The following is a 13,163-nucleotide window of genomic DNA, read 5'->3' on the forward strand; positions in this document are numbered from 1 at the left end:
CCCGGACCCCCCGACCCGGAAGGACTCATGTCTTCCAGTGCACCCCGCCACCGCCCCCCGCGCCACCGCGCCCTCACCCGGTGGGGCGCGGTGGGGGCGGCCTCGGCCGTGGTCGGCGCCGGCGCGCTGGTCCTGCCCGGGACGGGGCCGGCGCAGGCCCGGCCCCCGGAGCCCGGCCCCGCCCCCAGCATCCCGCTCGAGGACCCCGTCAGCGTGGCACCCACGCCCGGTGACGGCGCCACCCCCGCCCCGGACACCTCCCGCATCGCGGAGGACGGGATCCGTCCGCTGCAGTACTGGCTGGACGAGTACGGCGTGCGGGAGGCCTGGGCGGAGTCCACGGGGGAGGGCGTGCGCATCGCCGTCATCGACACCGGGGTGGACGGCTCGCACCAGGATCTGGAGGGCGCCGTGGTGGGCGGCACCGACGTCTCGGGCGGCGGTTCCGCCGACGGTCAGGAGGGTCTCGGCACCGAGCCCGAGCACGGGACCCTCGTGGCGTCCGTGGCCGCGGGCCGCGGCCACGTGCCCCCGGGCGGGCGGGACGACGACGCCCCGGGCCGGCCCGCCGGCATCGTGGGCGTCGCCCCGGACGCCGAGGTGCTCGCCGTGTCCACCTGGCTGGGCGACGAGAGCCCGGAGGTCCGCAGCGTCGACGAGCAGCTCCCGGACGCCGTCCGGTGGGCTGTGGACAACGGGGCGGACGTCATCAACATGTCGGTGGGCTCCAACGCCACCTCGTGGCCCGAGAGCTGGGACGAGGCCTTCCTCTACGCCGAGGAGAAGGACGTGCTCGTCGTCGCCTCCGCGGGCAACCGGGGGTCGGGGCTCGTCCAGGTCGGCGCCCCCGCCACCATCCCCGGCGTGCTGACGGTGGGCGGGGTGGGCCGCACGGGGGAGGCGAGCTGGGAGTCCTCCTCGCAGGGGATCTCCATCGCCGTGGCCGGCCCGTCCGAGGACATGGTGGGCGCCATTCCCGGCGACCGCTACGCCTCGTGGGCCGGGACGTCCGCGTCCGCTCCGGTCGTGGCCGGCACCGCGGCGTTGATCAAGGCGAAGTGGCCGGAGATGAGCTCCGCCCAGATCGCGAACCGCATCGTCTCCACCGCCCGGGACACCGGCTCGCCGGGCAAGGACCCGCTCTACGGCTACGGGGTTCTGGACGTCAGGGCCGCGCTCACGGAGGACGTCCCGGAGGTCGACCGCAGTCCCCTCGGCAGCATGGAGCAGTGGGTGCGGGTGCACCGCCGCAGCGCCGCGGCGACCCCCACGGCGGGCCCGGCCGAGAGCTCGGCACCCGTCACGGAGGAGGTCGAGGCGGAGGTTGCCCCGCCCGAGCCCGTTGCCCCGATCGACGAGACCGGGCTGCTGCCCGTCGTGGTGCTCGCCGGGTTCGGGCTGCTCGTGCTGGGCCTCACGGCGGGTGCCGTGGTGCACATCCGCCGCATCGTGGCCGCCGACCCGGACGGGGGCCCGGGCGGCCGTCCCTGAGGCGTGCGCCGGAACACGGTCCGGACGCCCAGGACGAGAACCGATATCGACAGCGTTCTGAGTAGACTCGGGGGCATGTCTTTCACTCAACTGGCCAAGGACCGTCCGCGCCTTCTGATCGTCGGCGGCGGCTACGTCGGCTTCACCGTGGCGCAGGAACTGCAGAAGCGGATCAAGGACTCCGGCGGAGTCGTGACCGTGGTGGATCCCAACCCGTACATGATGTACCTTCCCTTCCTGCCCGAGGTGGCCGGCGGCAACGTCTCCGCCCGCAGCGCGGTGGTGCCCCACCGGCAGCACCTCAAGGACTGCGAGATCGTCACCGGGCACGTGCTCGGGGTCGACCACGCGAACCGCACCGCGACCGTCAAGGGCATCGACGAGGGCGAGACCTTCGAGCTGACCTACGACGAGGTCGTCATCGCCGGCGGCTCCGTGACCCGCGCCTTCCCGATCGAGGGCCTCGCCGAGAACGGCATCGGCCTCAAGACCATCGAGGAGGCCGTGGCGGTGCGCAACTGGGTGCTCGAGCGCATCGAGGTCGCCTCCCTCACCACCGACGAGGAGGCCAAGCGCCGGGCGCTGACCTTCGTGGTGGTCGGCGGCGGCTACGCCGGCACCGAGACGATCGCCGAGATCGAGGACATGGCCCGCAGCGCCGTCGAGCGCAACGAGCGGCTCACGGTCTCCGACCTGCGCTTCGTGCTCATCGAGGCCATGGGCCGGATCATGCCCGAGGTCTCCGAGGAGCGCGCGGAGAAGGTCGTGGCGCACCTGCGCAGCCGCGGTATCGAGGTGCTTCTCAACACGTCGCTCGCCTCCGCGGTGGACAAGCACCTGAAGCTCGTCAACATGCAGGACAAGTCCCCGGCCGGCGAGTTCGGCACCGACACGCTGATCTGGACCGCCGGGGTGCAGGCGAACCCGCTCGTCAAGAGCACGGACTTCCCGCTCGACGAGCGCGGCCGCGTCCGGGCCGGGGCCGACCTGCGGATCACCGGCGACGACGGGCCCCTCGAGGGCGCCTGGGCCGCCGGCGACGTCTCCGCCGTCCCGGACCTCACAGGTGGGGGAGTCGGCGGGTTCTGCGTCCCCAACGCCCAGCACGCGGTGCGCCAGGCGCACACGGTGGCCAAGAACATCATGGCCGCCCGCGCGGGCAAGCCGCTCGAGGACTACTACCACGAGAACCTCGGCGCGGTCGCCGGGCTCGGCCTCTACAAGGGCGTGGCCAGCATCAAGGGCCTCCCCGGTCTGCCGGCGAAGGGCATCGAGTTCTCCGGTGTCGCCGCGTGGGCGATGCACCGGCTCTACCACGGCTACGCGATCCCCACCGTGGACCGCAAGGCCCGCGTCTTCACCGAGTGGGCCCTGAACTTCGTCTTCGGCCGGGACACCACCACGCTGCGCCACGAGCGGGACCCGCGCACGCGGTTCCAGACCGCCGCCGGCAAGGCCCCCGCCCCGCGCAAGGCCAACCTCTGATCCGATCCGTCCACCGCTCGACCCCGTCCCGGCCACGTGCCGCGGCGGGGTCGAGCCGTTCCGCGGGGCTGTGACGCCCCCGGCCCGGCCCCCGTGGCGCCTGCCCTGGGGCCGGCAGGCCGCCGTCCGTCAGTGGGTGTTCCGGGGGTGGGCGATCTCGCGGGCGTCCAGCTCCACGCCCAGCTCCTGGTGGCGCTCGAGCGTGACCGGGTGGGCGCCGGACGCGCTGCCGAGGTACTCGCGGTCGAGCTGCCGGCCGACCCTGCTGTGCAGGACGTGCAGATCGGCCAGGGACACCTCGGTCAGGTCGGCGGGGAACGCGTCCTCCGGCGCCAGGTACGTCCTGCCGGTGGGCCGGGCGACGACGTCGCTCATGCCGAGGTCGGCCGGCACGGCGTCGGGGTACACCCGCATTGGGCGGGGCCAGCGGGACGTCCGCATTCCAACGGGAACCGGTAGGACGGGAGAACGGGGTGGTGCACGGAAGCAGCCTCCTGCGGATGCGACGACATCGCGGCCGGCTGCTCGACCACCGTGCCAGCGTACTGGATCCTGCGATCGGCCGACAGGCGCGGCTCCCGGCCGCGGCCCCGGCCCGTCCCGGTGCTGGGAGCGGGACGAGGCGATAGGGTGGGCGGCGTCCCGGTGACGCGTCCGGGACCGGCCCCCATAGCCCAATCGGCAGAGGCAGCGGACTTAAAATCCGCTCAGTGTCAGTTCGAGTCTGACTGGGGGCACGAAAATCCGCGGAAATCCGCGGGAGCTGACTGAGCCGGTCACCGCCATCGGTGGCCGGCTCGGTTTTTATCCGGTGTTTTCAACATAGAACCCGCACCGAGGCCCCGTCAGCACCATGCCGGCGGGGTTTTTGTGGTGTCCGGATGTGTGCAGATCAGGGCCAATGTGCTTGTGCATATATGTGGAGGGGCGTACTCCTTAATACAGCAGGGCGAACCTAACACTCCACTCGCAGATTCCACCCCGAAGGATCCAATCCCATGGCGCACATTGCCCTCTTGAACATCACTACCTCCGACATCCGCCCGAGCGGTCTGGCCGACGTCTCTGTGACCTTCACCCTCCGCGAGGGCATCGACGTCGAGGCCTTCGCCGCGGAGTACAAAACCTTCCGCCGGCACCTCGCCTTCAGCCGCACCGCGGTGCAGTACTCCAGCACCTTCCTGATCTCCGGCGCGCTGGCCGAGCAGCTCAACGGCATGACCGACATGCCTGGCCGCTACGTCGCCCGCCGCGACGATGCGCTCAACGTCGCCAAGCTGCGCGAGGTCCTCGGCGTTGGCTACCACGTCGCCAGCTACGCCGCCGGCATGGAGAACGACGAGGACGAGCTCCGCAAGGTCGCCGAGTGGGCCGGGCTCACGCTCATCGGCCGGCACCGGGCCGTGGTGGACTTCTTCGCCAACGCCTGCACGCAGGGCACCGAGCAGAGCGTGAAGCTGTCCGAGCTGAAGGCCGCCTATCTGGAGTGGACCATCCTCAACAACCTGCGCCGGCTGGACGCCTTCGACCTGGAGCATGCCGTCCAGGGCCACGGCTGGGGCATGGTCGCCTTCTCTCCCAAAGGGCGCCGCCACATCGTCGGCATGTCGCTCAACGAGCCCGCCCCGACCGTGGAGACGGTGCGCGACCCCGAGGCCCGCACGGTGGAGACCATCGTCACCCGCAACGGTGTGCGCACCGCCTCCACCCTCAAGCACGTCCCCGCCGCCCGGCCGGTGGCCGAGCGTCGCACCGCGACCCTCGGCACCGAGGTGGTCCACTACATCACCCACGACGGCCTGCCCGTGAAGGGCCCCAAGCACCTCCCCGCCTGCTCTACCGCCACCCCGCGGGGCCGGATCGTGGTGACCCGGCCCCGCGTCTACTAGCTCCACCGCCCGTCGCGTCGGGCGCCGGTTCGTCTGGCGCGGCGGGCAGCACCTCCCTCCCTCTCCGCCTTGAAAGGCTCTCCCTGCCATGAACAACGTGATCATTTCCCGGACCCGCATCGTCCCCGGGCTCACTGCCCCCCGCATCTCCGACACCGACCGCGTGATTCGCGTACTCGCCCACAACGAACCCTTCCGAGGCCGCGGGGTGGTCTACTCCCTGGCCATTCTGGACGGCGACGATCACCGTGCCATGCTGCCGGCCGCGGGTGCCCTCCCGGCCGACGGCCTCGACGAGCTCTACTTCAACCCGGACATGCGCCCCGCCCGCTGGGTGGGTTTCCACCGGATCCCGGCCGGGGCCGCGATCCTGCCGCGGCTGCGCCTGCTTCACTACTTGGCCCACTCGACCGGGGAGTACATGACCGGCGCCTCCGGGCGCGCGGTGTGGACGTGGTCCCCGTGGACGGTGGGACGCGGTGACCACACCGCCCCGGCTGTGGTGACCGTCGATCTGGACGCGGTCGACGTGCTCGAGCTCGTTGCGAACGGCGGTGCGCGATGAACCTCGTGTTCGACATGCTGAACTAGGGAGACGGGTACGACGGCAAGCCCGACGTCCGCGCGTTCATGACGTGGGCCCCGGACAGGGTCACGGACCCGATTCCGACACCGGGGTCCAAGCTGGCGGACCTGCTCGACTTCGACGTCTACGTGGCGGCCCGCTGGCCGGAAGATTCCGAACCGGCCGTCCGGACCCGGTTCGCCTGCGCCGTCCCTGACGAACACGCCCCGGCGTACCTGCTGCTCAACGGCATCGGCGTCCCAGGGCTGGTCGGTCTGGATCAGTGGTTCGACTGGGCCTATCGGGTGTTGTACGACGACGACGCCCGCATGGACGCCCCGACTACGCAGGCGCCTGACCCGACCGACCTTCACCCCAGGAGAATCCCATGACCACCGAAACCGACACCGACCCGACCGACCAGGAGCCCACCCCAGTGCAGCAGATCGCCGCAGCACGGGCCCAGGCCCTTGAAGCCGCCCGCACCGCCCGTGCCCGACTGGAGGAAGCCGAGGCCGTCGTGGACGCCCGCAGGGCCGACTACGACGACGCCGTGGCGCAGGTGCGAGCCACCGGCCTGACCGTTGAGCAGACGGCCGATGCGCTGCACACGTCCAAGACCGGCGTGCACGAGTCCCGCCGGCGCCGGGCCCGGAGGCGGGTCGACGACTGACGCTGGACACCATAAGAGCACCGACCGCCAGTCCTACGACGCTCACTGCGAGAAGAATCCTGTGACCGAACAGCAGACCTCGACGGACTACCGGGCGAGCGTCGCCTTCGCCCGCTTCGCTGCCTACTACTTCGGCACCCGACTCCGCAGTGACGACGACTACGACGCCATCGTCAATGCGAGATACGAGGCTGCGTCGCCTGTGGCCGCCCGCCGAGTGGAGTCCAGGAAGACGGCCGGCGAGCACGCTGATGGAGCACACCTGGCCGCCACGCTGGACACGGTGGCGGAGCGGCTCGCCACCACGACGCCGGGCAACTCCGTGCACCTGGCCTGGCAGCCAAAACTTGAAATCCTCGCTACGGCGATCCCTGCGACACCGGAAATCGAACCGGTTATCGCCGAAAAAGCTGAGGATCGGGCCTGACCGCCCAGACCTGAGCCAGTCATGTCTTGCACCCGGTGGAATGGGGCTGATTTGGGCCTGGCACCCGGTCCGCACACATAGATGCCACGGGCGCTGCGACGGACGCAGCCCCGCTGGAAGGTGCCACCCTGATGCTCTCCTCCATATACAATCAAGCCTTCGCGATAAGCGAGTCCACGCTGGACCGTCCGGCCCGCGTCGAGCTGCCTCCAGGGGTATCCGCGGAGCGCGCCGTCGCCGTGCTCTTGCTCACTGAGGCTCGACGGGTGACGGGCCAGGAGATCCCGTCCTCCCCGGCCCTGCGAGCCGCGGCCGCGGTGGTTTCGGGAGCACTGAGGGACACCCGGGGTGAGCGCGTGCGCGCCTCCGTCTCTCGCGCCTGCGCATAGGTGTAGCTGACCGTCTCCGAGCTGCGGCTCCCGGGACGAAAAAGCGCCCAACCTCAACCCGTTTTCGAGGTGCGAGGCGGGGCGTGTTGGTCGCCCTGATGCCCGGGCAATCCATGCAAAGGTTCGGGTATGACGAACATCGAGCAGCTCCACCAGCACATCGGCCGTCGTGTCCATGTGGAGGCGGGCGTCTATAAGCCGACAGGAACCCTTGAGGCGGTCCAGGCACAGACGTTCGACGTGGGAGTCTGGGGAGGTCCGCCCGTGACGAAGACGTCCGGCTGGCTTGTCCGCATAGACGGGAAAGACTACGAGGTGGGCACGAGTCCCGAAGTGATCAAGATTCTGGACTGACCTCCGGACTGATGCACGGATAGGTGACGGGTGCGAGGGCGCTGCGTGATAGGCCGATCCCGGGTTAGTTCACGCCGCGTCAGCACGCAGGAACCGGAACAGGGCCCGTCCGAGCAACGAGACGACGTTCTGCTGCACCCGGTCCTCACCGAACAGCTGGTCGTTCATCTGACTCTGACTCGTCGCGTTGGAGATAGCCGCGTCCAACACTGAGTTTCTCAAGTCAGGGCTGCCCATGAACTGGGCTTCGGTGTTGTTCATGGCCTGGGCGACGAGCTTCTCGTCCTGGCACATTGAGTTGATTTGCGAGGCGACAAAGTTCTGAAGAACAACCTCCGGGAAGTCGGCGCCGAAGATCTCGTTGAGCCGCTCCACGACCTCGGCCAGGGCGACCATCTTGGCGTCGCGGGTCTGACCTGAGCCGACGGCGGTGATCGGGTGGAGCTCGGTCACCTCGTCCGCGGACAGCTCGATGTCGTTGGCCTCGCCGCGGGCTCGGCTGATCGCGTCGACAAGGTCGATGCTGGCCAGGTCCAGGACCTCGGAGCGCTCGTGCCCTTGGCCACCGAGCAGCCGCACTCGGTGGTGAACGCGGCGTCGTCGATGACGAGCTGACGGGTCTCCACGACCGTGCGCTTGGTCTGGTACTCGACGACGGTCACGGTGTGCTCCTCACGGGTGGGTGCCTGCGCCTTCTGCGGCGCCTGCTTTGCCTCCCATGTGTGCGGACCTCCCGCTCAGCCGCGACCCTCCCGCTCCGCCTGGCGCCGCGCCATCCGGGCGCGCTCCATCTGACGCACCGCCTCTGCCTGTGCCTCGTCGGTGAACGCTTCGGCGAGCTCGTCGCTGGCCCCGACCAGGGTGGTGATGTTGAACAGTTCGGTGGTGCGTTCGGCCAGCCGGCCCAGGGCATCCAGGGAGAAGCTGGTCAGGCCCGTGCAGTCCAGCAGCGCCTCCTGCGGCGGCAGGTCCCGGCCGGTGAACGGTGCCAGCAGCGCGGTGACCTGCTCGGGCTCCAGCAGCTTGTCCGGCATGGTGATCGTGACTGGGAGGAGGGCGTCGGGGCCCGGCTTCAGGTGGGTGAGAGCCATCTTGATCATCTCGCCGAGCACCTCGATGAGCTGTTCGGCTGTCAGGGAGCTGGACAGCGGGTCGCCGACGATCTTGCCGCGGGAGGACTCCAGCTTCGGGAATCCGGAGGGCCGGTGGTCGTGGACGCTCGGGGTCTGGGTGCCGGTGGGCCACACGCGGAAGCGGGCGAGGTCACCCCGGTATGTGAAAACGAAGGGGCGACCGGACAGCACACCGGTGGCCGTGAGCGGGATGGCACCGAAGCGGTGCAGCGACCCGTCCTCGTCGCGGCGAAACCGCAGTCCCGAGTGGCGGGATTCCAGGGCGGTGACGACTTCTGCGTGCGCGCCGTGCTCGACAGGGGGTTCGTGCTCCACGGGGGTCTCCTCGGGGTCCGACCTAGATGCAGTAGCCCAGGTCATAGCCCATGTGTACCGACTGGCCCTGTGGTTATGCTGAGACAGCCCTATGGGCTCTCCAATGGATTCTCCGCCGGTGTCACTCCCAGCCGGTCGGTGACCGCCAGGGAGTGACGCCCATGGCTTCTAGTGCTCGTACTCGGCGGCGAGCTCGCGGGCGGCGGCCCAGACGTGCTCGTCCGTGGCGTTCAGGGGCACCTCGACGGTGCCACTCCAGGGGCCGCAGTGGTTGACGTTGGAGGGGACGATGTCGGCCCGATCCAGGGTGCGCTCGGCGCAGGCGAGGTCGGTGATGACGATCTCGTCGTCGTTCCAGAAGCCGCTGACCCGCCACTGCACGTCGGTGGCCTGCTGTCCGGGGTCGAGCACGAACACATCCTCGGGGCCGGTGAGCTCGCTCAGCTGGTCGGCGACGAGCTCGCCGCGCTCCAGCTTGCCGGACTCCAACAGGTGCTGGCTGAGCTGGTGCTCCTCGGCTTCGGCCGGGGTGAGGCCGTGCTCGCCGGTGAACTCGGCGTCGTCGATGACGAGCTGACGGGTCTCCCTGATGGCGCGGGTGACGGTGTACTGGACGACGGCAACGAGGTGCTCCTGGGTGCTCAGCGGGCCCGCTGGGCGGACCCCTACACACCTCTCATGTGTGCGGAAGGACTACGCGGCCAGGCGCCGGCGGGAGTGCCAGCGGGTGCCGGTGAGGATGTCCATGCCGACGTGCTCGTCGGTCAGCTCTCCGGCGCGGACGCGGAGCTCGGTCGTCGTAGTGATCATGGGTCCTCCTGGGCTCGAGCCCCTGGTGCCGGCTGCCAGATGGCGAACCTGTCCCAGCCCATGTGTGCGGACGTGTCGCGGCCCCGGTACGCAATTGCACACCGGGGCCGCGGCACGCCGTCCAGATCAGAGGGTGGTTGCCGCCAGTCGGTACATGAAGGCCGCCATCTGATCGCGCAGCACCGGCCGCCCGGGGCCGAAAATGCGGGTTCCGCCGGCAGCCGCCCACCCGTTGGAGACGCCCATGTGGGCCAGCCAGGCGATCTCCTTGTAGAAGACGTGCCGGGTGGACACGTCGGTGAACGGGGACTTCGCCGGCGCGGTGTACTCCGGAGACCCGGCCAGCCGGTACCTGAAAGCAGCCATCTGGTCGCGCAGCGCGTCCTGGTCCGGCTTGTAGAGGCGGGTGCCGTTCGGACCGGCCCAGCCGGTGGAGATCTTCTGCTCGGCGAGCCAGGACATGTGCAGGTAGAAGGCGCGGCTGGTGGCCACGTCGGCGAAGGGCGAGGTCGCCGGGGCGGTGTACTCGGGGGAGCCCGCCAGGCGATAGAGGAAGGCGGCCATGATCTCCCGGGTCACCTTCGCGTTGGGCCGGTACTGCCTGCCGGAGGGGGTGTTCCAGCCGCCGGAGATCTCGGCCTCGGCCAGCCAGGCGATCTCCTTGTAGAACACGCGGGTGGTGGCCACGTCGACGAACGGGGAGATCCACGGGCCGCGGTACGGGGCGCCGTCGGCCATGGAGTGGTCCATCTTCAGCGGTCCGTGGCCGCCGTCCTTGTGGACCCACACGGTGTTGCGGGCGTCGGTGAAGTGGCTGGTGTGGATTCGCTTCCTCGCGGGAGTGACCACGCCGGTGCGGGTGGGGATCACGGACTGGCCCAGCGAGTTCTGGTGAAGCAGGCGCTTGGCGTGAGGGAGGGCGAGGAAGGAGAAGTACCGGGGGTTGCGGTTCGTGTCCGGCTTGGGCAGCGCGAAGGTGCGCACCGTGGCGCCGGTGGCAGGATCCACTTCCAGCACCTCGTCGGCCGTGGCGACGTAGAGCAGACCCTCGAGCACGGCGAGCCCGGTGAAATGCACCCCAGGCATCTCCTGGCGCCGCAGGACGGTTCCCGCGGCCGGGTCGAGCGCGAACAGGATGGGCGCTGCGGCTCCGTCGCTGTTGTCGGCGGCCGGGCGGGTGGCACCGAAGACGGTGGACCCGATGCTGGCCAGGTGGCTCACGTAGTGGCCGGGAAACAGGTCCAGGCGGGTGCTCATCCTCTGGGTGGCGGCGTTGAAGATGCCCACGACGCCGGTAGATCCGGCCGGGGCAGTGCCGTCGTAGCCGATACCCGCCGGTGCGGCGCCGAACACGGCGTGCGTGCCGGTGGCGGTCCACGCATTGGATCGGACCTGATCGGTGACCCCCAGCTTCTTGTACGACAGCGGGTCCGAGACGGGGGATACCGTCTGGTGGGCGTAGATGGTGGTGCCGTCGGAACCAGCGGCGAAGAAGAGTGTCTTGCCGACGACCGCCATTCCCCAGACGGGACCGAGGCCCTGTTCGGGGATCGAGGCGTCGATCTTCCCGGTGTCGATGTTGGTGGCGGTCAGGCCGGATCGCTCGTGGAGGGGTCCGTCGCCTCCGTAGAGGACGTTGGCCGCACGGTCCACGGTGGTCGACCCCGGGTGGGTGCTGCCCCACCGGTTCACCCCGTAGGCGGGCTCCCGCTCGCTGAAGCCCCAGATCTCACGGCTGGGGTCGGCGGCGACGTAGAGGCCGGTGCGCGCGGCGGCGTCGTTGGCGGCCGTGGCGCGGGGCAGGCTGGTGGCCGCTGCGGGGGTCAGGGCGCTGGACAGGGCGGCGCCACCGCCCAGCAGGGCTGCGGCGGACAGGAGGGTGCGGCGCGACGGTGCCAGGGTGTTCTTGGACAAGGGGGAGCGACCTTTCGAGTGGGGGCGGGGAGAGATCTGCTACTGCCTGGTGTGCGGTTGCAAAGCTCGTCGCGCCCGGATTGGCCACCGGCGCGGAGGCCTGGCTACAGGATTTTGCGCAGGTGGATGAGCGTGTCCCAGGAGATGATCTCCGCGTCGAGTGGGAGCGCCAGTGAACGTCCGATCCCGAACAGGCTCACCAGGAGGCGGCCCATCAGCACGGCCTCCATCAGGAAGATCGCCCCGCTCGTCATCTCACGCATCAGAACTGCCCCAGTCCTTCTTCGGAGAACGGGTGGCAGTCCTCGATCACCGAGTTGTAGAGCTTGGCCGCGCTGCCCGGCGTCGAGCCGGGCCCAGAACGCCTCGTCGGCGGACTTGGTCTGCTCGCGTGTCTTCGGGGTCATCGCGTTGACGGCCTCGACGCGGTCCTCCTCCTCGGACGCCGCGATGAGCTCGTTCAGCTGTCGTTCTTCGCGGGCCAGCTGGTACTTGCGGTGGTAGCCGGTGCGGTTGCGCTGGCGCTCCAGGCGCTTGCCCTCGGCCGGGCGCGTGGGCCAAGCCGCGGTGCGGTGTCCGGTCGTGTCCCGGTGCGCGGCCGCTTCGTCCAGGTCAACCAGGAGCGGGTTGCATCCGGTGACGGTGCAGCGCTGGCGGGTGGTGGCCATGATCTCCTCCTGGGGCGATCAGCCCCCGGCCTCGCGTGTCCCGGCCCGAGTCAATAACGGCATGCCCTCTTGCAATCAGCGAACGTGGAAACGCAGGACAGCCGTCAACGTTCGTTTCTTCTATCCATCGGTGGCGTTGGGTTCCCGTTCGCGCACCTCTCACAGCGGCGTCCACGCAGTCGTCAGCTCTCAGCCGTGTGCCCTGAACTTGGCGCAGTGAGGAGCAGTGTTTTCCAGCACGCTGGTCGATCCTCGGTTCGGGTCTGCACACATAAGAGCCGCCACCGAACCGGCCTTTTCAGGAGAAACCCTATGACCACCCCGAGAATTGAGCTGGCTGTCGCCGTGCTCAGGATGACGCGCCTCAGCGACAGAACCTACGTATACCGCTTCGTCGAAGCGGTCGGTCAGAACACCGACCCGTACCACCAGGCCCTTCAGAAGCTGCGGACGGTGCTCTGTGAACACCCGCAGGTGTCCCACGAGCTGGTGATCAACGAGCGCGCCCTCGACGCGGCGACCGTGACGATGATGCACGCCGCTGGCTTCACCGACTACACGCTGCTGGACGCCGAGCAGACCCAACAGGCGCTCGACGACGCGGAGGACCAGCCATGACCACCCTCACCGTCGAGCAGGCCGTCGTCACCATGACCGTCACCCGCGGCGACGGCACCAGCTATACCACCCGGATCACCGACAGCGAGGTCGCCACCAACCCGCTGGCCCAGGCCGCCGCCGTGGCATCGTCGCTCGTGCGGGTGCGCCCAGAGATGACCGTCTCCGTCACCGGCAACGCCGAGGCGCGGCGCCAGCACGCCCGTCGGCGGGACCCGTTCTGGTTCCTCGGGCAGAAGCCGTGCACCTGCCCGAAGACCTATCGGCTGCTCAAGTCCTCCTACCGGTCCGGTGAGAAGCCGCGGCCGTTCGTCCAGGACATCACCGACCTGCAGGCCGACTGCCCTCGCTGCGCCTACCTGGCCGCCGAGCAGACCGCCTGACCGACCGCGCGGGATTGCGCTCGCACGTCGCTACGCTGGCGACATGGCT

At 69.7% G+C, this 13,163-nt stretch carries 16 protein-coding genes and 1 tRNA gene; 11 read left to right on the top strand and 6 right to left on the bottom strand.

Going from position 1 to position 13,163, the window contains the following annotated elements; genetic code table 11:
* Nucleotides 1-27 precede the first annotated feature (27 nt).
* On the top strand, nucleotides 28-1,491 hold the full coding sequence (locus RF647_RS02870) for a S8 family serine peptidase (protein ID WP_368810417.1): 1,464 nt from the start codon (nucleotides 28-30) through the stop codon (nucleotides 1,489-1,491).
* Between the two features lie 75 nt (nucleotides 1,492-1,566).
* Nucleotides 1,567-2,976 (top strand): NAD(P)/FAD-dependent oxidoreductase, encoded by a 1,410-nt coding sequence (locus tag RF647_RS02875; RefSeq protein ID WP_368810418.1) that lies wholly within the window; start codon nucleotides 1,567-1,569, stop codon nucleotides 2,974-2,976.
* A 129-nt stretch (nucleotides 2,977-3,105) separates the two neighbouring features.
* Here RF647_RS02875 and RF647_RS02880 read toward each other — a convergent pair whose 3' ends face one another.
* Nucleotides 3,106-3,390, bottom strand: a complete 285-nt coding sequence (locus tag RF647_RS02880; RefSeq protein WP_368810419.1) for a hypothetical protein — start codon at nucleotides 3,388-3,390, stop codon at nucleotides 3,106-3,108.
* Nucleotides 3,391-3,639: 249 nt separating this feature from the next.
* Here RF647_RS02880 and RF647_RS02885 point away from each other — a divergent pair.
* The 7 genes from RF647_RS02885 (at nucleotide 3,640) to RF647_RS02915 (ending at nucleotide 7,273) form a co-directional block, all read left to right on the top strand.
* Nucleotides 3,640-3,713: transfer RNA gene (locus tag RF647_RS02885), tRNA-Leu, on the top strand.
* Nucleotides 3,714-3,974: 261 nt separating this feature from the next.
* Nucleotides 3,975-4,865 carry a hypothetical protein gene (locus RF647_RS02890; protein ID WP_368810420.1) on the top strand — a complete coding sequence of 297 codons (891 nt, stop codon included), beginning with the start codon at nucleotides 3,975-3,977 and terminating at the stop codon, nucleotides 4,863-4,865.
* Nucleotides 4,866-4,953: 88 nt separating this feature from the next.
* Entirely contained in the window at nucleotides 4,954-5,430 is a 477-nt protein-coding gene (locus RF647_RS02895; RefSeq protein WP_368810421.1) for a hypothetical protein, read from the top strand.
* A gap of 65 nt (nucleotides 5,431-5,495) precedes the next feature.
* Nucleotides 5,496-5,822, top strand: a complete 327-nt coding sequence (locus RF647_RS02900; RefSeq protein ID WP_368810422.1) for a hypothetical protein — start codon at nucleotides 5,496-5,498, stop codon at nucleotides 5,820-5,822.
* On the top strand, nucleotides 5,819-6,103 hold the full coding sequence (locus RF647_RS02905) for a hypothetical protein (protein WP_368810423.1): 285 nt from the start codon (nucleotides 5,819-5,821) through the stop codon (nucleotides 6,101-6,103). Before RF647_RS02900 ends, RF647_RS02905 begins: the two co-directional genes overlap by 4 nt.
* Before the next feature lie 61 nt (nucleotides 6,104-6,164).
* Nucleotides 6,165-6,530, top strand: coding sequence for a hypothetical protein (locus tag RF647_RS02910; protein ID WP_368810424.1), 366 nt, complete (start codon nucleotides 6,165-6,167; stop codon nucleotides 6,528-6,530).
* Nucleotides 6,531-7,048: 518 nt separating this feature from the next.
* A complete protein-coding gene (locus RF647_RS02915) occupies nucleotides 7,049-7,273 on the top strand; it encodes a hypothetical protein (protein WP_368810425.1) in 225 nt (74 codons plus the stop codon).
* A 69-nt stretch (nucleotides 7,274-7,342) separates the two neighbouring features.
* Here RF647_RS02915 and RF647_RS02920 read toward each other — a convergent pair whose 3' ends face one another.
* The 5 genes from RF647_RS02920 to RF647_RS02940 form a co-directional block, all read right to left on the bottom strand.
* Nucleotides 7,343-7,852 (bottom strand): hypothetical protein, encoded by a 510-nt coding sequence (locus RF647_RS02920; protein ID WP_368810426.1) that lies wholly within the window; start codon nucleotides 7,850-7,852, stop codon nucleotides 7,343-7,345.
* A 158-nt stretch (nucleotides 7,853-8,010) separates the two neighbouring features.
* The gene (locus RF647_RS02925) at nucleotides 8,011-8,721 is read right to left on the bottom strand and encodes a hypothetical protein (protein ID WP_368810427.1); all 711 of its coding nucleotides are present in this window, start codon (nucleotides 8,719-8,721) and stop codon (nucleotides 8,011-8,013) included.
* 168 nt (nucleotides 8,722-8,889) lie between these two features.
* A complete protein-coding gene (locus RF647_RS02930) occupies nucleotides 8,890-9,210 on the bottom strand; it encodes a hypothetical protein (protein ID WP_368810428.1) in 321 nt (106 codons plus the stop codon).
* 447 nt (nucleotides 9,211-9,657) lie between these two features.
* Entirely contained in the window at nucleotides 9,658-11,445 is a 1,788-nt protein-coding gene (locus tag RF647_RS02935) for an S-layer homology domain-containing protein (RefSeq protein ID WP_368810429.1), read from the bottom strand.
* 104 nt (nucleotides 11,446-11,549) lie between these two features.
* On the bottom strand, nucleotides 11,550-12,113 hold the full coding sequence (locus RF647_RS02940; protein ID WP_368810430.1) for a hypothetical protein: 564 nt from the start codon (nucleotides 12,111-12,113) through the stop codon (nucleotides 11,550-11,552).
* 312 nt (nucleotides 12,114-12,425) lie between these two features.
* Here RF647_RS02940 and RF647_RS02945 point away from each other — a divergent pair, with 312 nt between their 5' ends.
* Nucleotides 12,426-12,731: a hypothetical protein gene (locus RF647_RS02945; protein WP_368810431.1), complete on the top strand. Its 306-nt coding sequence runs from the start codon at nucleotides 12,426-12,428 to the stop codon at nucleotides 12,729-12,731.
* The gene (locus tag RF647_RS02950) at nucleotides 12,728-13,114 is read left to right on the top strand and encodes a hypothetical protein (protein ID WP_368810432.1); all 387 of its coding nucleotides are present in this window, start codon (nucleotides 12,728-12,730) and stop codon (nucleotides 13,112-13,114) included. Before RF647_RS02945 ends, RF647_RS02950 begins: the two co-directional genes overlap by 4 nt.
* The last annotated feature ends 49 nt before the right edge of the window (nucleotides 13,115-13,163 follow it).

The sequence above is a fragment of the Kocuria sp. CPCC 205263 genome (assembly GCF_040981075.1).
Lineage (GTDB): Bacteria > Actinomycetota > Actinomycetes > Actinomycetales > Micrococcaceae > Kocuria > Kocuria rosea.